The 23,054-nt window shown below is 39.2% G+C and carries 20 protein-coding genes; 15 read left to right on the top strand and 5 right to left on the bottom strand.

Going from position 1 to position 23,054, the window contains the following annotated elements; translation table 11 throughout:
- Positions 1-54: 54 nt before the first annotated feature.
- The 6 genes from FLJC2902T_RS06885 (at position 55) to proC (ending at position 7,341) form a co-directional block, all read left to right on the top strand.
- Entirely contained in the window at positions 55-1,992 is a 1,938-nt protein-coding gene (locus FLJC2902T_RS06885) for an amino acid ABC transporter substrate-binding protein (RefSeq protein WP_023579073.1), read from the top strand.
- Entirely contained in the window at positions 1,992-2,396 is a 405-nt protein-coding gene (locus FLJC2902T_RS06880) for an OsmC family protein (protein WP_035677655.1), read from the top strand. The genes FLJC2902T_RS06885 and FLJC2902T_RS06880 overlap by 1 nt, the downstream gene beginning before the upstream one ends.
- Before the next feature lie 107 nt (positions 2,397-2,503).
- Positions 2,504-2,734 (top strand): DUF3820 family protein, encoded by a 231-nt coding sequence (locus FLJC2902T_RS06875; RefSeq protein WP_023579071.1) that lies wholly within the window; start codon positions 2,504-2,506, stop codon positions 2,732-2,734.
- 112 nt (positions 2,735-2,846) lie between these two features.
- The gene (locus tag FLJC2902T_RS06870) at positions 2,847-4,463 is read left to right on the top strand and encodes a CTP synthase (RefSeq protein WP_023579070.1); all 1,617 of its coding nucleotides are present in this window, start codon (positions 2,847-2,849) and stop codon (positions 4,461-4,463) included.
- A gap of 109 nt (positions 4,464-4,572) precedes the next feature.
- Positions 4,573-6,459 carry a membrane protein insertase YidC gene (gene yidC, locus FLJC2902T_RS06865; protein ID WP_023579069.1) on the top strand — a complete coding sequence of 629 codons (1,887 nt, stop codon included), beginning with the start codon at positions 4,573-4,575 and terminating at the stop codon, positions 6,457-6,459.
- Positions 6,460-6,540: 81 nt separating this feature from the next.
- Positions 6,541-7,341, top strand: a complete 801-nt coding sequence (proC, locus tag FLJC2902T_RS06860; RefSeq protein WP_023579068.1) for a pyrroline-5-carboxylate reductase — start codon at positions 6,541-6,543, stop codon at positions 7,339-7,341.
- Positions 7,342-7,399: 58 nt separating this feature from the next.
- Here the strand turns inward: proC and FLJC2902T_RS06855 are convergent, their stop codons facing one another.
- Entirely contained in the window at positions 7,400-8,371 is a 972-nt protein-coding gene (locus tag FLJC2902T_RS06855) for a fasciclin domain-containing protein (RefSeq protein ID WP_023579067.1), read from the bottom strand.
- Positions 8,372-8,431: 60 nt separating this feature from the next.
- On the opposite strand from FLJC2902T_RS06855, the gene FLJC2902T_RS06850 reads away from it, so the two are divergent.
- From FLJC2902T_RS06850 to pafA, 6 genes are read left to right on the top strand one after another with little or no spacing between them, the layout of a single operon-like run.
- On the top strand, positions 8,432-9,169 hold the full coding sequence (locus FLJC2902T_RS06850) for a toxin-antitoxin system YwqK family antitoxin (protein ID WP_023579066.1): 738 nt from the start codon (positions 8,432-8,434) through the stop codon (positions 9,167-9,169).
- Between the two features lie 21 nt (positions 9,170-9,190).
- The gene (mnmA, locus tag FLJC2902T_RS06845) at positions 9,191-10,378 is read left to right on the top strand and encodes a tRNA 2-thiouridine(34) synthase MnmA (protein ID WP_023579065.1); all 1,188 of its coding nucleotides are present in this window, start codon (positions 9,191-9,193) and stop codon (positions 10,376-10,378) included.
- 27 nt (positions 10,379-10,405) lie between these two features.
- Entirely contained in the window at positions 10,406-12,025 is a 1,620-nt protein-coding gene (locus FLJC2902T_RS06840; RefSeq protein WP_023579064.1) for a S8 family serine peptidase, read from the top strand.
- Positions 12,026-12,038: 13 nt separating this feature from the next.
- Positions 12,039-12,980: an NAD(P)H-dependent flavin oxidoreductase gene (locus FLJC2902T_RS06835; protein WP_023579063.1), complete on the top strand. Its 942-nt coding sequence runs from the start codon at positions 12,039-12,041 to the stop codon at positions 12,978-12,980.
- Positions 12,981-12,998: 18 nt separating this feature from the next.
- Positions 12,999-13,406 carry a hypothetical protein gene (locus FLJC2902T_RS06830; RefSeq protein ID WP_023579062.1) on the top strand — a complete coding sequence of 136 codons (408 nt, stop codon included), beginning with the start codon at positions 12,999-13,001 and terminating at the stop codon, positions 13,404-13,406.
- A gap of 44 nt (positions 13,407-13,450) precedes the next feature.
- Positions 13,451-15,061, top strand: coding sequence for an alkaline phosphatase PafA (pafA, locus tag FLJC2902T_RS06825; protein ID WP_023579061.1), 1,611 nt, complete (start codon positions 13,451-13,453; stop codon positions 15,059-15,061).
- 7 nt (positions 15,062-15,068) lie between these two features.
- Here the strand turns inward: pafA and FLJC2902T_RS06820 are convergent, their stop codons facing one another.
- The gene (locus FLJC2902T_RS06820; RefSeq protein ID WP_023579060.1) at positions 15,069-16,358 is read right to left on the bottom strand and encodes a C45 family peptidase; all 1,290 of its coding nucleotides are present in this window, start codon (positions 16,356-16,358) and stop codon (positions 15,069-15,071) included.
- Between the two features lie 172 nt (positions 16,359-16,530).
- Positions 16,531-17,736: a diaminopimelate decarboxylase gene (gene lysA / locus FLJC2902T_RS06815; RefSeq protein ID WP_023579059.1), complete on the bottom strand. Its 1,206-nt coding sequence runs from the start codon at positions 17,734-17,736 to the stop codon at positions 16,531-16,533.
- A gap of 205 nt (positions 17,737-17,941) precedes the next feature.
- Between lysA and sucC the strand changes: the two genes are divergently transcribed.
- Both sucC and FLJC2902T_RS06805 read left to right on the top strand, forming a co-directional pair.
- Positions 17,942-19,135: an ADP-forming succinate--CoA ligase subunit beta gene (gene sucC, locus FLJC2902T_RS06810; protein ID WP_023579058.1), complete on the top strand. Its 1,194-nt coding sequence runs from the start codon at positions 17,942-17,944 to the stop codon at positions 19,133-19,135.
- A 316-nt stretch (positions 19,136-19,451) separates the two neighbouring features.
- On the top strand, positions 19,452-19,793 hold the full coding sequence (locus FLJC2902T_RS06805) for a hypothetical protein (protein WP_023579056.1): 342 nt from the start codon (positions 19,452-19,454) through the stop codon (positions 19,791-19,793).
- Between the two features lie 76 nt (positions 19,794-19,869).
- Here the strand turns inward: FLJC2902T_RS06805 and FLJC2902T_RS06800 are convergent, their stop codons facing one another.
- Positions 19,870-20,346: a DUF1456 family protein gene (locus FLJC2902T_RS06800; protein WP_023579055.1), complete on the bottom strand. Its 477-nt coding sequence runs from the start codon at positions 20,344-20,346 to the stop codon at positions 19,870-19,872.
- A gap of 78 nt (positions 20,347-20,424) precedes the next feature.
- On the opposite strand from FLJC2902T_RS06800, the gene FLJC2902T_RS06795 reads away from it, so the two are divergent.
- Entirely contained in the window at positions 20,425-20,826 is a 402-nt protein-coding gene (locus FLJC2902T_RS06795; RefSeq protein ID WP_023579054.1) for a TerB family tellurite resistance protein, read from the top strand.
- Here FLJC2902T_RS06795 and FLJC2902T_RS06790 read toward each other — a convergent pair.
- The gene (locus FLJC2902T_RS06790) at positions 20,823-23,006 is read right to left on the bottom strand and encodes a prolyl oligopeptidase family serine peptidase (RefSeq protein WP_023579053.1); all 2,184 of its coding nucleotides are present in this window, start codon (positions 23,004-23,006) and stop codon (positions 20,823-20,825) included. The genes FLJC2902T_RS06795 and FLJC2902T_RS06790 overlap by 4 nt on opposite strands.
- Positions 23,007-23,054: the final 48 nt, after the last annotated feature.

Raw genomic sequence — 23,054 nt, 5'->3', positions numbered from 1 at the left:
AAGTCGTTACAATCTATAACTTTGTGACGACTTGTTCGTTTTAAAAAATACCATATGAAGCAATTTTTTATTGGATTGTGTACCGCTTTAGTAGCTACTGTTTCTGCTTATTCACAGACGAAAGAACATAAGGTTACGAAAGGAGAAACTACGTACTCGATAGCCAAAAAATACAATGTGTCTCCGGAAGATATCTATCGTTTAAATCCTGAAGCTAAAAATGGCGTCAATGAAAATTCGGTGCTTTTAATTCCGACGAAAGTGGGTCAGCCTGTAAAAACTGCGGTAAAAGAAACTCCGAAACCAACCGGTAAGGAAACCCGTGTATATCATGTGGTGGAAGCCAAAGAAACGGTTTTCAGTATAGCAAAAAAATACGATACCACAGCGGAATCGATCACTAAAAACAATCCGGGTATTGAAAAAGAAGGGTTGAAATTAGGGCAGTCGATTGTGGTTTTTACAACAAAAAAAATCGATAAACAGGAAACGGTTAAGTCGATTGTGAAACCGACAGCGATTTCCTCTGCAAAATATCATACGGTTGAATCAAAGGAAACGAAATTCGGAATCGCTAAGAAAAACGGTTTGTCTGTTGAAGAACTGGAAACTTTGAATCCTGAAATCAAAGAAAATCTCGAAATCGGGCAAAAACTGCGTCTGAATAAAAATACGCCTGTGGCTGCGAAATCAGTGCCGGTGCAAACGAAACAAGTGGTACAATACACGGATCACACAGTGCAACCAAAAGAAACATTGTACAGTTTAACAAAAGCATCCGGTTTAAGTCAGGAACAGTTGTTGGCTGCTAATCCGGAATTGGCGAATGGTGTTAAAACAGGAATGACGATTAAGGTGCCTTCGGATGCGAAATTCAATCAGATTGTACTGAATAAAGAACAGGTAGATATTACTAAAACGATCAATAAACAAGAGGGTAAGGAATTGGTGCTGATGTTGCCGTTCCATATCGATAAGATCGAATCGGATTCCCTGAATTCGGTTACGGAAAGACTTAAAAAAGACAAATTCCTGAACATGACGCTTGATTTTTATGCCGGAGCCTTAATTGCTATCGATTCGGCTAAAACGTTGGGATTGCCTTTGACGGTTAAGATTTTCGATTCTGAAGAGTCTAAAAATTCCTCGGCTGTGGCTTCGTTAATCAGTAAAAATGATTTTTCTAAAAGCGACGCCGTTATTGGTCCGTTCTTCCAAAATCATGTGGAAACAACTGCTGCTTTGCTTGAAAAATACAATACTCCGGTTATTTCACCATTGTCAAACGAAAGAGGAAAACCGTATTCTAATTTGTTTCAGGCCATGCCGAATACATTGGATGTGAAACGCAAGATGTTTGATTATATGACGGAGAAAAACGGTAATATTATTGCGGTCATAGATCCTAAAAAAGGAAGTGCGAAGCAGTATATTGCGGAAAATTATCCTTCCGTTAAAATTGCGGAAATCAATGAGAAAGGTCTTCCGACATTGGATAATATTAAGAGCCTGATGGTTAAAGATAAGGTCAATTTTGTTATTCTGGAATCGGAAAAAACGGGAATGGTGTTGAGTACATGTAATATCCTTGTGAGTGCATCTTCAGAATATCAGGTACAGTTGGTGACTTTGGAGAAAAATGAAACACTTGATTTTGAGGAAATTCCGCTAAATAAATTAACGAAATTGAAATTATTGTATCCGTCGGTTTCCAGAGATAATGAAGCGCCGCAGGCTGCTATTTTTGCAAAAGTTTTCAAAAAGAAAAATAATATTTTCCCGAACCGTTTCGCGACACGCGGATTTGATGTGACGTTTGACGTAATTCTGAGATTGTTCCAGGACGGCGGTTATAAGGAATCGGTAAACGAGAAAGCATCTGAGCAGATTGAAAGTAAATTTAACTACGTTAACCTTGACGGCGGTTACTACAATAAAGGGGTTTATCTGTTGTATTACGACGAAGATTTAACGTTAAAAGAAGCAAAATAATGGCAACTTCAAAAGTGACTTATTTGGGCGATTTGAGAACATCGTCCGTACATTTACAATCGGGAAATACTATTATTACCGATGCACCAACGGATAATCATGGTAAAGGAGAGGCTTTTTCTCCAACGGATTCTGTAGCAAATGCATTGGCAACCTGCATGCTTACCGTAATGGGAATTAAAGCTCGCGATTTGGAAGTAGATTTTTCCGGTTCGACTGCTGAAGTAACCAAAATGATGGGTACGGAGCCGAGAAGAATCACAGAAATTCATGTAACATTTGAAATGTCGATTTCCGTAGATGAGAAAACCAGAACCATTTTAGAAAAAACAGCCATGACCTGTCCGGTTTTGTACAGTTTGCATCCGGATATCAAAAAGGAAGTTGTTTTTAACTGGAAGTAAGCAAGAGAATAGAAACAAGAAAATAGAAACAAGAGGGGAAAGTGAAAAGGATTAAGATATCTTTTTGTCTTGACTCTTGGTTCTATTTTCTTTACTCTTTTTTAAAAATGAACAAACAACAGGAACTTTTAATAAAACTCGCACATACTAAAATGCCCTTCGGAAAATACGAAGGGTATTTTCTTATTGACCTGCCCGAATATTATGTGGTTTGGTATCATAATAAAGGCTTTCCGAAAGGACAACTGGGCGAACAATTGCAATTGGTTTATGAACTCAAGCTCAATGGACTCGAAGAACTCGTGAGAAACATCCGCAGAAACTTCCCAAAGCCTTAATTCTTTAACGAATAATTGTCAATTGTCAATTGCTAATTATCAATTTATAATCGTATTTTTGCCAAGTTTTTTAAACAACTACAACACAACAACACACAATAAACACAACACAATGAATCAAACGAAGTATATTTTTGTTACCGGAGGTGTGACTTCTTCTTTAGGAAAAGGAATTATTGCAGCTTCTTTAGCGAAATTATTGCAGGCAAGAGGGTACAGAACAACCATTCAGAAATTCGATCCGTATATTAATGTGGATCCGGGAACGTTGAACCCATATGAACACGGAGAGTGTTATGTAACAGATGATGGTGCCGAAACCGATTTGGATTTAGGTCACTACGAACGATTTTTGAATGTTCCGACATCGCAGGCGAATAACGTAACTACAGGAAGAGTGTATCTTTCGGTAATTGAAAAAGAACGTCGCGGCGAGTTTTTAGGGAAAACAGTTCAGGTTGTTCCTCACATCACCAACGAAATCAAGGAGCGTATGCAGTTGCTTGGAAGATCAGGTGATTATGATATTGTGATTACAGAAATTGGTGGAACAGTAGGTGATATCGAATCACTTCCTTATATCGAATCCGTGCGTCAATTGGTTTGGGAATTGGGCGAAAACAACGGAATCGTAATTCACTTAACCTTGGTGCCTTATTTGGCTGCAGCCGGTGAATTAAAAACAAAACCGACACAACACTCGGTAAAAACCCTGATGGAAAGCGGAATCAAAGCTGATATCCTGGTTTGCCGTACAGAACATGAATTGTCGCAGGATTTGCGTCAGAAATTAGCATTGTTCTGTAATGTGAAAAAAGAAGCGGTAATCCAGTCCATCGATGCATCGACGATTTATGATGTTCCGAATTTAATGTTGGAAGAAGGGTTGGATAAAGTAGCTTTGAAGAAATTGGATTTACCGGAAAAAAATACACCGGATTTATCGCAATGGAATGAGTTCTTGCACAAACTGAAAAACCCGAAACACGAAGTTAATATCGGTTTGGTTGGGAAATATGTGGAATTACAGGATTCATACAAATCCATTTTGGAAGCATTCATCCACGCAGGTGCAGCGAATGAAACCAAAGTGAACGTAATCAGTATTCATTCGGAATATTTAGATGCTAAATCGGCAGAAAGTCAACTGAAAGGATTAGACGGTATATTGGTTGCTCCGGGATTTGGAGGTCGCGGAATCGAAGGTAAAATCGAAACCGTTCGTTATGCAAGAGAAAATAAAATTCCGTTTTTCGGAATCTGTTTGGGAATGCAAATGGCGGTAATTGAATATTCAAGAAATGTTTTAGGGTACGCCGATGCGAATTCAACAGAGATGAACGAAAGTACAGCTCATCCTGTAATCAGCATCATGGAAGAACAGAAAAATATCACCGATAAAGGCGGAACCATGCGTTTAGGTGCCTGGAAATGTCATTTAAAAGCGGATTCACTGGCGTTTGAAATTTATGGTAAAACCGATATTTTAGAGCGTCACCGTCACCGTTATGAATTCAATGGTGAATATTTGGAAGCACTTGAAAATGCAGGTCTTAAAGCAACTGGTGTCAATCCGGATACCGGTTTAGTGGAAATTGTTGAGTTGGAAAACCATCCGTTTTTCATCGGAGTACAATACCATCCGGAATATAAAAGTACGGTAGCCAATCCGCATCCGTTGTTTGTCAGCTTTGTGGCTGCTGCGGTTAAAAATAAAGTTTGTTGCTAAAAACAAAGAATCAAGCCTTTGTTTGAAAGTTTTCAGTAACAAATTGTGAGAATTATAGACTAACGAATCGCTTATTGCTTAAAGCCTAACGCTTAAAGCTAAATTTAAAATGGAAGAAAGAAAATTAGATGCTAAAACCATCTTAGGATTTGTATTAATTGCCGGGATAATGATTTGGATGATGTACAACAACATCTCCGAAGAAAAAAAATCGATCGCAGAAGATGCTAAAAAAGCAACCACTGAAAAAGTGGAAAAAGCAAAAGAGCAAACTGTAGCTGCCGTAATCAGTGATTCGACACAAACCGATTCGCTTAAAGTAAAAGCATTACAGGGAACTTTAGGTGCTTTCGCTTATTCGGCTTCATTGCCATCTGCGACTGAAAATGTTACCGAAATTAAAAACGAAGTATTGACTTTGAAAATCGCCAATAAAGGTGGTTATATCGTGGATGCTAAGGTGAATGGTTTTGAACAGTTTGAAAAAGGTTCCAATAAACCGGTTGAGATTATCAAAAACAATAATGCTAATCTGAACATTCAACTTCAAACGAAAGACAATCGTGTTTTAAATACAAAAGATTTATATTTCGAACCTACTCTTACAAAAGAAGGTGAGAATCAGGTGGTAACCATGCGTTTAAAAGCGGGTGCTAACCAGTTTTTAGAGTATCGTTATGTGTTGAAGCCAAAGGAATACATGATGGATTTTTCCATTCGAACACAAGGCTTAAGCAATGTGATCAATACTTCAAAACCGCTTGATTTAGACTGGCAGTTGAAAGCGTTTCGTAACGAGAAAAGTGTAACGTATGAAAACCGATATACAGAAATCGTTTATGAATACGAAGGCGGAAAAGATAATTATTTAAGTGCTGCCAGCAAATTAGATGAAACTACTGCTGAGGATTTAACGTATGTGGCGTTCAAACAGGATTTGTTCACTTCCATTTTATTGACGGAAACGCCAATTAAAGCAGCGCAATTAAAATCGGAAAACCTTGTTGATGATGAAGAAAAGGATACGGTTTACACTAAAAATTTCTCGGCAAAATTACCGTTGGCATTCAAAAACGGAGAGTTGAATTATGCTATGAACTGGTACTACGGTCCGGCCGATTATAAAATTCTAAACGGTTACGAAAAGAATCTTGACGAAGTGATGCCGTTGGGTTGGGGAATCTTCGGATGGATTAACCGTTATGTTTTCATTCCGGCTTATGATGTACTAAGTGATTTCTTCCCTCACGGAATTGCAATTATTGTATTCACCATGTTAGTGCGTTTGGTAATGTCTCCGGTAACGTATAAGTCATACCTGTCTCAGGCCAAAATGAAAGTATTGCGTCCTGAAATAGCGGAACTGAATGAAAAGTTTGCTAAAGACCCGATGAAGAAACAACAGGAAACCATGAAATTGTATGGTAAAGCAGGTGTGAATCCGATGGCAGGTTGTTTGCCGGCTGTCATGCAGATTCCGGTGTTCTATGCCTTGTTCCAATTCTTCCCGTCAATGTTTGATTTACGTCAGAAGAGTTTCCTTTGGGCAGATGATTTATCGTCTTACGATTCTATTTTGGAATTGCCGTTCCATATTCCGTTCTACGGAAGTCACGTGAGCTTGTTCCCGATTTTAGCTTCAGTAGCTATTTTCTTCTACATGAAAATGACAACGGGAGATCAACAAATGTCGGCTCCACAACAGGAAGGTATGCCGGATATGGGTAAAATCATGAAAATAATGATTTATGTGTCCCCGATCATGATGTTGTTCTTCTTTAATAACTATGCATCCGGATTGAGTTTGTATTACTTCATTTCCAATACCATTACTATCGGAATCATGTTAGTGATTAAAAACTACATTGTGGACGAGAAGAAAATTCACGCTCAGATTCAGGAGAATAAGACAAAGGATAAACCCCAAAGCAAGTTCCAAAAGAAAATGCAGGAAATGATGGAGCAGGCTGAAGCACAGAAGAAAGCCAAAAAATAATTTCATTTATTTATAAGTCAAAGCCCTGTTTTTAGAAAGTTAACACTCATAAAAGCAGGGCTTTTTTTATTTGTCAGAATTATGAAAATAGCAATTATCGGTTACGGAAACATGGGGAAAACCTATGCCGGAAGTTTTATTAATTCAAGGTTTATCAAAGCCGAAGATATTATTGTGGTGGACCGATTCACACCAACGGAAAAAGAAATGTTGGGCATACCGGCTGCTAATTTTATTTCGGAAGTTAACGATTCCTTTTCTGAAACGGATATCGTCATTTTAGCTGTGAAGCCTCAGGATTTTGAAGCTGTTTCTGAAAAATTGAAATCAAAACTAACCGATGGGCAGATTGTGCTTTCCATTATGGCCGGGGTGACAATCAGAACCATTCAGAAAATGACCAATTCGTTAAAAGTGGTTCGCTCCATGCCGAATATTGTTTCGCAAATCGGAATGGGGATGACCGTTTTTTCAGCCTCACCGGATATCGACCGAAAGGATTTGTTCATCATTCAAAACCTGTTGAACACAACCGGAAAATCAATTTATGTGGATAATGAAAAACTTATAGACGCGGCAACGGCAGTTTCGGGAAGCGGACCGGCCTATGTGTTTTATTTTATGAAATCGATGATTAAGGCTGCGGAGCAATTGGGTTTTTCTGCTTCAGAAGCGGAATTGCTGGTGAATCAAACTTTCATCGGCTCCATAAATCTGAAGAATGCCAATTCTTTTTCAAATGAGGAGTGGATTGCCAAAGTGGCTTCCAAAGGAGGCACTACAGAACGGGCTTTGGAAGTTTTTGATGCCCTGTCAACTGAAGATATTATTGCAAAAGCGGTTATGGCCGCCAATGAAAGGGCACTTGAGTTAGGGGTGTAAAAGCAAAGCACCCTTGTGAGGTGCTTTACAGATTTAATTTGTTCTTTGAGAAATTTAGTTAAAAAGCCGGTAGTATCACTTTGTCAAGAACGTGTATTACTCCGTTTGAGGCCTGGACATCCACTGCAATTATAGTGCTCACTCGGTTGTTGGCATCTGTGATTTTTGCTCCGTCCATTGTGGTGATGGTAAAACTCTGTCCTTGGAAAGTGGTTACCATCTGGTTGTTTGTCAGGGTGGATGACAGTACATTTGCACCGGCAACTACGTGGTATTTAAGCGTGTTTTCCAATGTACTTTGGCTGATATCATTCAGGCTGGTGGCTCCCAATTCGGTTAACAGGCTTCCAAATGCGTCATTTGTAGGGGCAAAAACAGTGAAAGGTGAATTTGCGTTTCCGGAAAGAATGCCGGCAAAATCAGGTTGGTCTGCTCTTGTAAGGGCACTAACCAAGGTGGTGAAGTTAGGGTTTGCCAACGCATGGGTTACAATGGTTGGCAGTCCGATGACAGCATCAACAATGTGAATGACACCATTTGAAGCGGTTATGTTTGGGGTAGTGACATTTGAAATACCGTTTAATCTGACACCACTGGAAGTGTTCACGAACAAGCTGAGTGTGTTGGATGCAGAAGCGCTTCCTTTACCCAGTGTTTTAAGATAGCCGGTTGATAATGATGATGAATTTAAAGTTCCCGATACAACGTGATTTAAAAGGATTTCTTTTAAAGCAGTAACCGGAACTTCCTCTAATGAAGCATAGCCATTATCTCTTAAAAAAGTTGTGAAAGCGGCATTTGTAGGGGCAAATACGGTGTAAGCGCCACTTTGGTCCAATGTTTGTGTTAAATTCGCGCGGGTAAGCGCATCAACCAAAATTGACAGATCAGCGGTTCTGGAAGCAATACCGGTAATTGAATTGTTTACTGGTGCCGGATTTGACATATCGTCATCATCAGAACAGCTAAAGCTGATGCTCGCAACTATTGCCAGCAAGCTTAATTTGATTACTTTTGAAATATTTTTCATAGTTGTGAGTTTTTAGTACAGCTAAGTTAAGAAATACTAATTTAAATTGTTTAACAAAAAATGAAAAAGATTAAACAAAACATAAGTTTTATACTTTTGTTAACATTATGGTGTTCAGTTATTTATGGTCAGAATATCAATAAATTTGATGAAAGCGGAAAGCGTCACGGCTTATGGAAAGGAGTTTATGAGGATACCAAAAATCCGCGTTATGAAGGTACTTTTGAGCACGGAAAAGAAACCGGCGTTTTCAAGTATTTCGATAATACCGTAAAATTAGTGGTAATTGCTACCCGCGATTTTTCGGCTAATGACGGTTCGCATTATACGACTTTTTACAATCAGAAGGGGTTTAAAGTCAGTGAAGGTAAAGTAGTGGGTAAAGACACTTATGTAGGCGAATGGAAGTATTACCATTTGGATTCCAAAAAAATCATGACACTTGAAAATTATGTCGATGGTAAATTGAACGGTGTTCGAAAAGTGTATTTCCCTAATGATAAGATTGCGGAAGAAACTACCTATGTAAATGGGAAGAAAGAAGGGAAGTATAAAAAATATGCTGATAACGGAGTTGTTCTGGAGGAGTCGAATTATAAAAACGACCAATACGACGGGATGGCTACGTTTAGAATTTCCGAAAAACAAATCAGCGGACAGGGAATGTTCAAAAATGGTAAGAAAGTGGGGAAGTGGAAGGTTCTTGAAAATGGGAAACTGAAAACCGTTAACATGGATTTACAGGGTAAGAAATTCGAAAAAAGAACCAAGCCCGTAGAAGATTACCAAGGAAAATAAATTAAACAAAAGAAGAAGAGAATGAAACGTGTAGTTGTTGGACTTTCCGGTGGTGTGGATTCGAGTGTTGCTGCTTATCTTTTAAAAGAACAGGGATACGAAGTTATTGGCCTTTTCATGAAGAACTGGCACGATGATTCCGTAACAATTTCAAACGAATGTCCTTGGTTAGAAGATAGTAACGATGCGTTGTTGGTGGCAGAAAAGTTAGGAATTCCGTTTCAGACGGTCGATCTGAGCGAACAATACAAAGAGAAAATCGTTGATTATATGTTCAGCGAATACGAAAACGGTAGAACTCCAAATCCCGATGTCTTGTGCAACCGGGAAATTAAGTTTGATGTTTTTATGAAAATAGCGCTGAGCCTTGGTGCCGATTATGTGGCAACCGGACATTATTGCCGAAAAGGAACGCTTGAAAAAGACGGAAAAGAAATCTATCAGTTGTTAGCAGGTGTTGACGGTAATAAAGACCAATCGTATTTTCTTTGCCAATTATCGCAGGAACAATTATCGAAGGCGTTATTCCCGATTGGCGAGCTGACTAAACCTCAGGTTCGTGAAATAGCGGCTCAGATGGATCTGGTAACGGCAGAAAAGAAAGATTCGCAAGGGTTGTGTTTCATCGGGAAAGTACGTTTGCCTGAGTTTTTACAGCAACAATTACAGCCTAAAGAAGGTTTGATTTACGAAGTGAATGCTGATAATCCGGTTTATTCAATCCCAAAACCCGAATTCAATTCGTTGGAAGAAGAACTGGCTTACGAATCTAAAAATATAGAATACAAACCCGAACTTGGAAAAGTGGTGGGTAAACACCAGGGTGCTCATTATTTTACCATCGGACAACGAAAAGGACTGAATGTAGGGGGAACCAAAGAACCTTTATTCATTATCGCCACCGATGTGAAAACCAACAGTATTTATACGGGACAGGGAGGAAATCATCCTGGACTGTTCAAAAAAGCATTGTTGGTTAAAACCCCTGAAATTCATTGGATCCGAGAAGATTTGGCATTGAAGGATGGTGGAGCTATGGAGGTTATGGCCCGAATCCGATACCGTCAGCCGCTTCAGAAAGCAAAATTATACAAATATGAAACCGGAATGTATGTGGTTTTCGACGAACCGCAATCGGCAATTACCGAAGGACAATTCGTTTCGTGGCATATTGACGATGAATTAGTTGGTTCGGGAGTAATTTCATAAATTAGCGCTTTCCAAAAGCAGAGGGCTATGAAAAAAGCATTCCTAATTTTTGCATTCTTGTTTACTTTGTTGTCGTTTTCTCAGGAAGATGCGTGGATTTATTTTACGAATAAGCCCAATGCCCAATTTTATATTGACAACCCGCTTGCTATGTTAACGCAGCGATCCTTAAACAGGAGAACGACTCAGGGAATTGCCTTGAATACTCAGGATGCGCCTATACATCAGTCTTATATCAATCAGATAAAAACTGCACCCGGAATCACGGTAAAAGCAAAGTCAAAATGGCTAAATGCTTTGCATGTGAGAGGGACTCAGGCGAATATCGCGGCGCTTTCCGCTTTACCTTTTGTCAGTAGTATTAAGTATGCCAATCATTCGCTGAATCCCGGTGGACGGGTAAATCCGGTAACAGTTCAGAACACACAAAGAATTAATAAGTTTTTGGATACTCAGGTAATCTATAATTATGGATCTTCCGCAATTCAGTCGCAAATGCTGAATACACATTGGTTACACCAGCAAAACAAAACCGGAGCAGGAAAAATTGTTGCGATAATGGATGCCGGTTTTCCCGGTGTAGATACACAAGCTCCTTTTCAGCGTTTAAGAGATAATAATCTGATTTTAGGAGGATACGATTTTGTAAACCGAACCAATAACCCTTATACGGGTTTCCAACACGGAACCCAGGTGTTGTCGAATATGGGAGGTTTTACTGATAATCAGTTGGTGGGAACTTCTCCGGACGCACACTATTATTTGTTTGTTACCGAGGATATAAGCAGCGAAAATCCCGTGGAAGAAAGTTATTGGACGGAAGCACTTGAAATGGCCGATAGTCTGGGAGTTGATGTTGTGAACACCTCTTTGGGCTATTTCGGATACGATAATCCGGCTTACAGTTATTCCTATAATGATTTGAACGGCCAAACGGCATTTGCCTCGCGAGCTGCAGACATTGCCTTCAGTAAAGGAATGATTTGCATTACTTCAGCAGGAAATTCGGGTAGCACAGCAGATCCTTATGTAGGTGTGCCAGGTGATGCTGTTACGAGTTTGACTGTTGGTGCGGTTAACAGTGCGGAAGTAAAAGCCGGTTTCAGTTCCATCGGACCCACATTTGACGGAAGGATTAAACCCGATCTGATGGCCTTGGGAGTCGGAGCCACGGTAGCAACACAAACAGGAACAATCTCAATAAATAACGGAACTTCGTTTGCCGGTCCGATTTTAGCCGGTGCAGTAACCTCGTTTTGGAGTGCTTTTCCGAATAAAACCAATGCCGAAATCGTTCAGTTGGTAAAGGCATCAGCCGATCGTTTTACAAATCCAGATAATAATTATGGTTATGGTATTCCCGATTTTCAATTAGCCTATAATAATGCTGTACTGTCGACTTCGGAATTCGGTAAAAAAGGATTCGTTGTTTATCCGAATCCGGCAAAAAATCAAATCAGTGTTGCCTTAACAGAAACAATTTCCAATGCTGAAATTACAATTTATAACAGCTTGGGACAATCGGTTTTGCATGAGAAAATCGAAATTAATAAACCGACTGTTTTAGAAGATTTAAACTCAGGAATTTATACGTATAAAATTACTTTTGATAACCAATCGCAAACCGGCAGGCTAATCAAAAAGTAATGTCATCAAAAATATGAACAGAATAACACAACTTTTTAATATTAAGTACCCTATTATTCAGGGTGGAATGATTTGGAACAGCGGTTATAAATTAGCCAGTGCCGTGAGTAATGCCGGAGGATTAGGCTTATTGGGAGCCGGGTCGATGTATCCGGAAGTGCTTCGGGAACATATTCAGAAATGTCAGAAAGCAACGGACAAGCCTTTCGGTGTAAACGTACCCATGTTGTATCCGAATATCGAAGACATTATGAATATCATTGTGGAAGAAGGCGTGAAAATCGTATTCACTTCCGCAGGAAACCCGAAGACGTGGACTTCTTTTCTAAAGGAAAGGGGTATTACCGTTGTTCACGTAGTAAGTAGTTCCAAATTCGCACTAAAAGCTCAGGAAGCAGGAGTGGATGCGGTTGTAGCGGAAGGTTTTGAAGCCGGAGGACATAACGGGAGAGAAGAAACTACAACGCTAACGTTAATTCCGATGGTCAAAGAAAATGTAAGCATTCCGTTAATTGCTGCCGGGGGGATTGCTACCGGAAGAGGTATGTTGGCTGCTATGGTATTGGGTGCCGATGGTGTTCAGGTAGGGAGTCGTTTCGCGGCTTCGTTTGAAAGTTCTTCTCATGATAATTTCAAGGAGACAATCATCAATGTAAAAGAAGGCGATACGCATTTAACTTTGAAAGAATTAGCGCCGGTTCGATTGGTTAAGAATAAGTTCTATAATGATGTTCAGGAATTGTACGCAAAATGTCCGACAACAGAAGAACTGAAAGCGTTATTAGGCCGTGCAAGAGCCAAACGCGGTATGTTTGAAGGTGATCTGGTGGAAGGTGAATTGGAAATCGGGCAAATTGCCGGATTGATTCACGATATCAAACCCGTAAAACAAATTGTGGACGATATGATGTCCGAATTTGAATCTGCAAGAAACCAGGTGGCATCATTATTGTAAAATCAGAAAGAAAAATATATGAAGTTTTTAAAAAATATCAGTTTAGTATTCCTTTTGTTTATCGGATTAAATGCAACTGCGCAATCGTATCGATTTGAAACATCAGGTGTTAGTATGAGTATCAAAAACTCAAAAGGAAATTGGAGTCCGTATTCCGACTTTAAAGAAGCGAAAATAGTAGTGACTTTAGATACCAATAAGGACCGAATCGTAGTGTATTCTGAAGTGGTTCAGTTATATACTATTTTAGGGTATAATGATCCGAAAACCAATGAGGAAGGAAGTGTCGATACGTTCCAGTGCGTGAATGGTGATGGCGATAAATGTGTGTTGGCGATTCGCTCGATGAAAGGAACCGACGTGAAACAGTTGTATATCTACGAAGACAGCAGGGTCCTGATATATAACATGAAATATGTGAAATAAATAAAGTCCCGGTTTTCGGGATTTTTTATGTAAAAGAAACAGATATGAAAAGATTACTTCAGGTTGCCGTTTTAGGATTAGTTTCGACTGTGTCTGCACAACAAAAACCAAAATTGGTTATCGGAATTGTGGTTGATCAGATGAAAATGGAATACCTGTATCGGTTTTCAGACGATTTTTCCAATGACGGATTCAAACGGTTGATGAATGACGGCTATACGTTCCATAACATGCATTACAATTATATGCCAACTTACACCGCGCCGGGACATGCCTCCGTTTTTACCGGTACAACACCTGATATACACGGAATTGTCGGGAATGAGTGGTTTAATAAGGCAACCGGAAAAGAGGTGTATTGTACAGATGATGCTTCAGTGAAAACTATTGGCGACGGAGCGGAAAGCGAGGGGAAAATGTCTCCGAAAAACCTTCAGGCGACCACAATTACAGATGAACTGAAACTGGCAACAAACTTCAAAGGAAAAGTAATCGGAATCAGTCTGAAAGACCGTGGTGCGATTTTACCTGCCGGACATTTTGCCAACGGTGCGTTTTGGTATAGTAGGACAGGAGCCTTTATTTCCAGTACGTTTTACGGCGAACAATTGCCAGGTTGGGTGACGCAATTCAACAACGAAAAAAACTTTCAAAAATATATTGATAAAGGTTGGGATTTATTGAAACCCAAAGAAACTTACAATGAAAGTTTAACCGATAACAATCCCTATGAAGGAAAATTGTTTAAGAAAACGCCTTTTTTTCCATTCAGTCTGAAAGAAATGTATGCTGATAATGATGCCGGTGTTTTACGTTCAACGCCTTTCGGAAACAATTTGATAGTTGAATTCGCTGAAAGGGCCATTGCCGCAGAAGCCTTAGGAAAAGACAATGTTACAGACTTTCTTACCGTGAGTTTTTCATCGACGGATTATATCGGACACACACTCGGACCACGTTCCATAGAATTGCAGGACGCGTATTTGCGTTTGGATGAAAGTATAGCTGAATTTTTGAAGTACCTCGATAAGACGGTCGGAAAAGACAATTACCTGTTGTTCTTAACTGCCGATCACGCCGGGGCAGAAAACGTGAAATACCTGAAAGATAACAAGTATGATGTGGATAATATTCCGTGGAAGAATATCGAAACGGAATTGACTGATTTCTCTACGAAAACATTCGGCGTTAATTTACTTCTGAATTATTCCAACTACAATGTATTTCTAAACAAGGAGTTGATAAACTCAAAAGGGTTGGATTTGTCAAAAGTAAAGGAGACTTTTAAGGAATATCTTTACACGCAGAAGTACGTAAAACGGGTTTATACTGAAGATGAGATTCTTGCCGCTTCCGGAAGTGATTATTTTCTGAAAGCTATTGCCAAAGGGTATGACCCGGTGCAGAACGGTGAGCTTGTAGTGTTGTTTAAACCGGCTTATGTGGAATATTCCGGAACGGGAACCACACACGGAAGTCCGTACAGTTATGACACCCACGTTCCGATGTTGTTTTACGGCTGGAATATTAAAAAGGGCGAATCACACGATAAAAAAGTGATTACCCAAATTGCCCCGACCATTGCTCAAAAACTTAGGATCCCTTTCCCGAACGGAACAGAAGCGGAAGTGCTGACAGAGGTTTTTAATAAGTAATCTTCTTTTAGAAGATATTATAAAAACCCCAATAGATAAACCATCCGATTAGTGTGATGTAACCTATAAAATTTAAAGTGAGAATAAATTTTGAGGTTTTGCTGAAGGCACTATTTCTATAGGTTTTTATGATTAAGCCACCAATCGGAATTATAAGTAGCAACAGTAAAAAAGGAATGTAGGAGGTTGATGAAACAAATGCTGAACTGTAATGCTTATAAGGTGCCTTAAAATAAAAAATATTGATGTCGGTGCATAAAACAAACATGTAATAAAATAAAACAAGGCCAAACGGCAGGAAGAACAGTATGTATTTTGCATACTGTTTTTTGTTTCGGAAATATTGAATGGTGAAATACAAAGACGTTAAAATTGGAATAAGTCCAATGCCGATTAAGAACAATCGTATTTTACCGTTGTTTTGCGGTGTTTGATAGGTAGCCAGTTTTTCGAATTCTTCATTTTTCGGGAATAATTTTGAAATTTCGATACTGTGATTGCCTTTAGTCAATTCTTCATTAATATTGAATTCTACGCTTTTCTGGTAATTGTGATAAAAGTAAAGATTTACAGTTCCGTCTTTTGGATTCCAAATAGAAGTGAGCAGCGTTCCGTCCCCAATTTTTTCACGGCAAACACTCATCGTATCGGATAAAGCCGTGCAAAATGCTAATGAGGTATCCATTTTGTCTTTTAAGAACGCAACGCCGTTGCGGTAGCGAGTTAATTGCATTGCTTTTTCGGTACTGGTTTCAGAAGGACAGAAGTTTGACAAAACATACTTTGAATCATAGCCGACAGTCATCAGGTAAGGTTCTACCACCAAGTATTTTCCTGAAGACTCCACATAAATAAAAACATCTTCAAGAAAAAAACTGTGATCATAGCGGCTGATGAATTTCTGTACATCGTCAACAGTTTTACAGTTGTGCAAGATATCTTTAAGATAAGCAGTCGGATTGGTTATTTTTAAACGATTTTCAAAACCGGAATGATCCTTTTTTTTGATGTTGCTGGCCAGTCTTGAATAACAAAGTCCGTGCTCGTTCATACCGGATTGCGGTGCAAAACCATTTGAGCCGTCAAAACGGGAGCCTGAAAAAGCAGCGCCATATTGGTATGAATGGTTGCGGGTTTCAAACCAGATTCGGGATGTGGTACGCCAGGCATCTTCATTACAACCAACGATGGTTTTTCCGTTCAAAGTAATTTTATACATACTGCAGGAAATAGCCTCTTGCACGGAAAACAGTAAAACAAGTAGGAGCAAGCCTGAAAATTTTTTGAATGTAGCCATGGTGTTTTTTGGTTAGGTTGTATGATTAAAACGACTTTAATACAAAAATGTTACAGGGGAACCTTCAATCTCTGTCACAAATAAATTGAAAACCAGATTTTAGGGGTTTTCAATGCAAAAAAAAAGCTGATCAGTATTTGATCAGCCTCTATTGTTTTAATGGAGAATAGTATTATAATTCAACTTCCACCTGATTTCTCAAGATATCATCAAACGTTTCACGCTGACGGATTAAATGTGCTTTACCCTCGTGCCAAAGTACTTCGGCCGGTTTAAAACGTGAATTGTAGTTGGACGCCATTGTAAAGCAGTATGCTCCAGCATTTCGGAAACTTAAAATATCACCTTCTTTAATTTCTGTGATTCTCCTGTTGGTTGCAAACGTATCGGTCTCACAGATATAACCCACTACCGAATAAAAACGTTCTTTTCCTTTTGGATGTGAAATGTTCTCAATATGGTGTTCCGAACCGTACAACATCGGGCGGATTAAGTGGTTGAAACCGGAATCAACTCCTGCAAAAACAGTGGAAGTGGTTTGTTTTACCACGTTAACTTTCGCTAAGAAATAACCGGATTCACTCACTAAAAATTTACCCGGTTCGAAAGCTAAAGTTAATTCACGACCGTATTCTTTTTCGAAGGCTAAAAAGCGTTTCGTTAATTTTTTACCCATTTCTTCCACATTGGTTTCAATGTCGCCTTTTTTGTAAGGTACTTTGAATCCGCTTCCGAAATCAAGGAAATCCAAATCTTTAAAATGTTTAGCCGTATCAAATAAAATTTCTGCGGCGTATAAAAACACTTCGATATCTAAAATGTCAGAACCCGTGTGCATGTGGATTCCGTTGATATGCATTTTCGTATTCTCCACAATTCTCAGAATATGAGGTAATTGGTGGATTGAAATTCCGAATTTACTGTCGATGTGTCCAACGGAAATATTCGAGTTTCCACCCGCCATAACGTGCGGATTGATTCGGATACAAACCGGAATGTTCGGATGTTTTGCTCCGAATTGTTCTAAAATAGAAAGGTTGTCAATATTAATCTGAACGCCTAAAGTGGCTGCTTCTTCGATTTCATCCAGGGAAACTCCGTTGGGCGTATAGATTATCATGTCCGGGGAAAAACCGGCATGCAAACCCAACTGCACTTCCTGAATGGAAACTGTATCAAGTCCGGAACCCATCTTCTTCAGTAGCTTGAGAACAGATAGGTTAGACAATGCTTTACAGGCATAATTGATGCGTAGTTTTTCCACCTTGGAAAAAGCATTGGTTAAACGATTGTACTGTGATTGAATTTTGGCGGCGTCGTACACATAAAGCGGACACCCAAATTCTTCTGCTACTGAAAGTAATTGATTAGATTCCATTTTTAATTAAATTTTTCGTAAAAATAATAAACAAATTTCATATACAAATGCAGATTATTTAATTTTAACAAAATGTTACAAATCAGTCTATGATGTTACAATTTTTGTGAGTGTTGATGTGTTATAAAACAAAAAAACATTAGGCACATTCAATATACTTTGCTATTTTTGTGGCACTTTTATTTTTATAAGAAACACATCTATTATGAACTTACACGAATATCAAGGAAAACAAATATTAGCAAGCTACGGCGTGCGAGTACAACGCGGTTATGTGGCTCATAACGCTGAAGAAGCAGTGGTTAAAGCAAAACAGCTTACAGCGGAAACAGGAACAGGCTGGCACGTAATTAAAGCTCAGATTCACGCAGGTGGTCGTGGAAAAGGCGGTGGAGTTAAATTGGCTAAAAATCTGGAGCAGGTACAGGAAATTGCCGGGCAGATTATTGGTATGGATTTGATTACGCCTCAAACTCCTCCACAAGGTAAAAGAGTTCACAAAGTATTGGTTGCTGAAGATGTTTACTATCCTGGTGAGAGTGAGACTAAAGAATTTTACATGTCGGTTTTATTGAACCGTGGTAATGGCCGTAACATGATCATGTATTCTACTGAAGGTGGAATGGATATCGAAGAAGTGGCAGAACACACTCCGCATTTAATCTTTACTGAAGAAATCGATCCTTCTGTTGGATTACAAGGTTTCCAGGCAAGAAGAATCGCTTTCAACTTAGGTTTATCCGGTGAGGCATTCAAAGAAATGATCAAATTCGTTGACGCATTATACAAAGCATACATTGGTTCCGATTCATCTATGTTTGAAATCAACCCGGTTTTAAAAACATCAGACAACAAAATCATGGCTGTGGATGCTAAAGTTACTTTAGATGACAATGCATTATACCGTCATGCTGATTTAGCGGAAATGCGCGATATTACAGAAGAGCGTCCGATTGAAGTAGAAGCTAAAGAAGCTGGATTAAACTATGTGGATCTTGACGGTACAGTAGGATGTATGGTTAACGGTGCAGGTTTGGCTATGGCAACTATGGACTTAATCAAATATGCAGGTTTCGAACCGGCAAACTTCCTTGACGTAGGAGGAACAGCTGACGCTAAACGTGTGGAAACGGCTTTCCGTATCATCTTAAAAGACCCGAATGTAAAAGCTATCTTAATTAACATCTTTGGTGGTATCGTTCGTTGTGACCGTGTTGCTCAGGGTGTAGTTGATGCTTACAAAAACATGGGTGACGATATTAAAGTGCCGATCATCGTTCGTTTACAAGGAACTAATGCTGAAATCGCTAAAGAATTAATCGATAATTCTGGTATGCCGATTTTATCTGCTGTTCAGTTCCAGGAAGCTGCAGATCAAGTAAAAGCCGCTTTAAGCTAATATCAGAAAGTTTCAGACTTATATACTAAGAGCCTCAGCATTTGCTGAGGCTTTTTTTGTTACTTCAATGTAAACTTTCGGTAATGTAACTTTTGAAGTTTAAATTAATGTATCCGGGACAAACCGATTTTCTTTATGTTTTAACAGGATTATGGCTATTCATCGAAATTAAATGGCATTTCACGGAACATTCTTTATCGAAAGAAAATCGGTATGGAATCCAATTTTAAATATCGGTTAAGTTATTGAAAACTAGTTCGTTTGGTTATGGTGTTTGCGTAATTTTGACCTGTAATCAAATAAAAAAAATCAAAAAATGAAAAAATCAATTGTATTGTTTGTTGTTGCTCTTGTGATGAACACAACATTTGTTTCGGCAAACAATTCTAATGCAACAGAAGATTTACCAAAAGCGGTAAAAAAAGTGGTTAGGTTGTTAGAGACAACCAAATTTGACGTGGAACTTGAAAAAGAGGTGGTGGTAAAAGTACAGGTTAAAATTAATGTTGATAATGAAATTGTTGTGTTACAGGTTGGTACTGATGATAATCAAATCAAAAGATTCATTTCAGATAAACTGAACTATAAGAAAATAGACGCCGGTCAGTTAAAGCAAGGAAGCGAATATTCCTTTTATGTGACTTTCAAACCGGAATAAACTTTTCCTGCCAATAAAAAATCCCGTGCCGTTTTAAGAACGATACGGGATTTCTGCCTTTATAAAACGAAACGGATTACTTGTTGTCTTTCTTTTTTCCGTTATTGAATTTCACTTTTTCAACAATCGGTTCTTTTTTTGGTGCTGGTTTCCCTTTACCTTTTGACATTGGCTTTTTAAAATCGGTTTTCGATTTGGGTCTGTCGTTTGAGAATTTAGGTTTATCAGTTATCTCTTTTCTCTTTTCCCTTTCTGTCCCTTTTTCCTTTTCGCTCTCTACTTTCGGCGCATCGCTTTTGTGGCTTTTTAAGACCTCCATTGGATTTTTTGGGTTTTCCTTGGTTCCGCGAAGGTGAATGACTAATGCGTTAAGGAAATTGCGTAAAACCTGATCGCCGCATTCCATATACTTCGGGTGGTCTTCGGCACGGAAAAAGTTTCCCACTTCGCCCTTTGAAATCCGGAAATCCACCAGTTCCAAAATAGCAACAATTTGATCGTCACGCAATTGTAGCGCAACTCTTAATTTTTTGAATATATCGTTGTTAGTCATAAATCGTAATTATATTTAGGCAAAGATACAGTTTTAAGAATTGGGATTTTATTATAACTTCGCAAAAAAAATAATGCGATGAATACCTACGAAGAAAAATTAAGCCTTCTTTCCGAAATGATTGCTTTTGCCGTTGTGGATGGTGAATTACACGACCGCGAATACGATTTTTTGTGGATCATTGCACAGGAACTCGAAATAGACAAAACTGTCTTTCTGGAATTGTTCGCAAAACGTAACCAGGTTAAGGTAATAAAAGACGAACATCACCGCATCATGCAGTTCTATCGTCTGGCTTTACTGATGCATTGTGATGGCGTGTTGCACGAACGTGAAATCAAAGCCATTAACGAGATTGGGATCAATATGGGGTTAAACCCGATGGGAATCAAAAAAACGTTAAAAGCAATGGCCCAATCACCAAACCAAATGATCGAGCCGGAAACATTGCTTTATTCTTTTGTGCTGCAGCACAATTAATATTTCTCTAATTTTTTTGAAGGTTGGAATTTAGGATGTCCGGTATGCTGATAGGCAAAACTGAACGTATCGGCAAAAGATTCGAATGTTTTTGTTTTCGAATCACCCATACCGTGTCCCGCTTCAAAATCCGTTAAAAACAACACCGGTTTTTCGGAAGAAGTAGAAGTTTGCAGTCTGGCTGCGAATTTTGCCGGCTCCCAGGCAATTACCCTAGGGTCATTGATTCCCGCTGTAAGTAATGTGGCGGGATAGGCCACGCCTTTTTTAAGATGATGGTAGGAGTCCATTTCCAACAGCGCTTTAAATTCGGCTTCATTTTTAACGGTTCCGAATTCCGGTACATTTCCGGGTCCGTTCGGCGTGTTTTCCATACGAACCGTATTCATAGCACCTACTTCTGATATCACTGCGGCAAACAAGTCGGGTCTTTCCGTCATGGAGCGTCCCACCAGTATTCCGCCCGCGCTTCCTCCCATAATGGCAATTTTTTGCGGAGAGGTGTATTTCTGATTCACCAGATATTCGGCGGAAGCTATCAGGTCTTTCCAGGTGTTGGGTTTGGTGCTTTTATGACCTGCTTTGTGCCAGGCATCACCCAATTCTCCGCCACCGCGAACATGAGGAATTACAAACACGCCTCCATACGAACAGTAGGTAAGGAGAATGGTGCTGAAAAACGGCGTTATCGACATCCCGTAGGAGCCATAGCCCATTATTAAAACCGGGTTGTTGCTGTTCAGCTTTACATTTTTATCATGAATGATTGAAACCGGTACCATCACTCCGTCGTGAGAAGGTACCATAACTTCCCGTGCCACAATATTTTTTAATTCCGGATAGTCTACCAGTTTTGATAAGGGTTGCAGGGTAAACGAATTGTCGGTTGGGTTATACATAAAACGTTTTGACGGTGAGGTCCAACCAGATAAGGTAATCCAAACATCGCTTAATGTTTCGTCTTTGGTGCTTAAACTTGCAGATCCTGCGGTAAAAGGTAATTTTAATTCCGATGCCACCGTTTTGCCTTTCGGAAGGAAATAGACTCTTGTTTGAACCCCGTTTTCGAGGACAGTATAATAAAGTCCATCCTTGGTAACGGCAAATTCACTGATGATACCCGATTCAGGTTCCTCAACAACCGTCACGGCTTTTGAAATATCAGGACTTTTTACAGGTACTTTGATGATCTTAAAGTGAGGAGCGTTTTTAAATGTCTGATAGTACAGAAAGTCTTTATCGATGCCGAAATTTGTCACTTCATCTTCTTTCTCAACTAACTTTTTCCATGTTGTGGGTCTTACTTCTTCTTTGTATTCGGTAGTGTATAGTTTTAATCGTTTGTCTACGGTCACAACTAGTCCGTAATGGGTTTTGGAATTCTGATGGAAGTAATTAATCGGAAATTCTTCCTTGCTTATCTTTAGTTCGGGATTTGTGCTGCTGCAGAAAAATTCCCTGTCGTTTTTGGGATCATCACCCACTTTATGATAATAGACTTTCGAATTGAGCAGGCGATTCGTATCGGTAACATCAGCAGAACTTAAACGGTTGTAGGTGAACGATTTTCCGTCGGGCATCCAGGAAGCCGAAGCGAACCAGCAGCGATCAATGATTTCCGGAGAAATTTTTCCGTTTAGGTCTAAAATCAATACTTCGGCGCTTTCGGAACCGTTCGGTGCAATTTCAATGGCTACTTTGTTACCTGCTTCGTTAGGGCTTATGGAGCTTATGGAGTAGTTGACTTTGGTGTTCTTTTTATAGGTATCCGGATCAAAAAGTAATTTTTCGGTTCCTTTATATCCCAAACGATGATACAGTTTTCCGTTTTCTTCGTTGGCTTTGCGTTTCAGATAGAAATAGTTGTCGTTTTTAGTGATCTGAAGGTTGAAGACCGTACTCTCTTTTCTCTTATCAAATTCCTCGAGTTTCTTAATAATGTTTTTGCGTTCGGCCACTTCGTCGATTTTGGCTCTTGCGTATCCGGCATTGGATTTCATCCATTCGATTACTTTAGGGTCGTCAAGGTTTTCAAGGTTTCGGTAAGGGTCTTCAAGCCGAATACCGTAATATTCGTCAGTTGCTGATTTTTCGGGTGCCGGTTGTGGTTTTACTTGTCCGGTTAAAGTAAGGATTGTGCTGAATGTCAATCCGATGGTGAGAAGAGAACTAGTTTTCATAAATAAATTGTTTTAAATTGAAATACTAGGTAGAAGTGAGTCCGTAAA

This window comes from Flavobacterium limnosediminis JC2902, from assembly GCF_000498535.1.
In the GTDB taxonomy this organism is placed as follows: Bacteria; Bacteroidota; Bacteroidia; order Flavobacteriales; family Flavobacteriaceae; genus Flavobacterium; species Flavobacterium limnosediminis.
This window is presented reverse-complemented; position numbering and strand designations above follow the sequence as displayed.

Excerpts from the sequence above, each read along its gene's own strand:
- FLJC2902T_RS06885 (WP_023579073.1), top strand. The coding sequence starts at position 55 with ATGAAGCAATTTTTTATTGGATTGTGTACCGCTTTAGTAGCTACTGTT.
- FLJC2902T_RS06880 (WP_035677655.1), top strand. The coding sequence starts at position 1,992 with ATGGCAACTTCAAAAGTGACTTATTTGGGCGATTTGAGAACATCGTCC.
- FLJC2902T_RS06875 (WP_023579071.1), top strand. The coding sequence starts at position 2,504 with ATGAACAAACAACAGGAACTTTTAATAAAACTCGCACATACTAAAATG.
- FLJC2902T_RS06870 (WP_023579070.1), top strand. The coding sequence starts at position 2,847 with ATGAATCAAACGAAGTATATTTTTGTTACCGGAGGTGTGACTTCTTCT.
- yidC (WP_023579069.1), top strand. The coding sequence starts at position 4,573 with ATGGAAGAAAGAAAATTAGATGCTAAAACCATCTTAGGATTTGTATTA.
- proC (WP_023579068.1), top strand. The coding sequence starts at position 6,541 with ATGAAAATAGCAATTATCGGTTACGGAAACATGGGGAAAACCTATGCC.
- FLJC2902T_RS06855 (WP_023579067.1), bottom strand. The coding sequence starts at position 8,371 with ATGAAAAATATTTCAAAAGTAATCAAATTAAGCTTGCTGGCAATAGTT.
- FLJC2902T_RS06850 (WP_023579066.1), top strand. The coding sequence starts at position 8,432 with ATGAAAAAGATTAAACAAAACATAAGTTTTATACTTTTGTTAACATTA.
- mnmA (WP_023579065.1), top strand. The coding sequence starts at position 9,191 with ATGAAACGTGTAGTTGTTGGACTTTCCGGTGGTGTGGATTCGAGTGTT.
- FLJC2902T_RS06840 (WP_023579064.1), top strand. The coding sequence starts at position 10,406 with ATGAAAAAAGCATTCCTAATTTTTGCATTCTTGTTTACTTTGTTGTCG.
- FLJC2902T_RS06835 (WP_023579063.1), top strand. The coding sequence starts at position 12,039 with ATGAACAGAATAACACAACTTTTTAATATTAAGTACCCTATTATTCAG.
- FLJC2902T_RS06830 (WP_023579062.1), top strand. The coding sequence starts at position 12,999 with ATGAAGTTTTTAAAAAATATCAGTTTAGTATTCCTTTTGTTTATCGGA.
- pafA (WP_023579061.1), top strand. The coding sequence starts at position 13,451 with ATGAAAAGATTACTTCAGGTTGCCGTTTTAGGATTAGTTTCGACTGTG.
- FLJC2902T_RS06820 (WP_023579060.1), bottom strand. The coding sequence starts at position 16,358 with ATGGCTACATTCAAAAAATTTTCAGGCTTGCTCCTACTTGTTTTACTG.
- lysA (WP_023579059.1), bottom strand. The coding sequence starts at position 17,736 with ATGGAATCTAATCAATTACTTTCAGTAGCAGAAGAATTTGGGTGTCCG.
- sucC (WP_023579058.1), top strand. The coding sequence starts at position 17,942 with ATGAACTTACACGAATATCAAGGAAAACAAATATTAGCAAGCTACGGC.
- FLJC2902T_RS06805 (WP_023579056.1), top strand. The coding sequence starts at position 19,452 with ATGAAAAAATCAATTGTATTGTTTGTTGTTGCTCTTGTGATGAACACA.
- FLJC2902T_RS06800 (WP_023579055.1), bottom strand. The coding sequence starts at position 20,346 with ATGACTAACAACGATATATTCAAAAAATTAAGAGTTGCGCTACAATTG.
- FLJC2902T_RS06795 (WP_023579054.1), top strand. The coding sequence starts at position 20,425 with ATGAATACCTACGAAGAAAAATTAAGCCTTCTTTCCGAAATGATTGCT.
- FLJC2902T_RS06790 (WP_023579053.1), bottom strand. The coding sequence starts at position 23,006 with ATGAAAACTAGTTCTCTTCTCACCATCGGATTGACATTCAGCACAATC.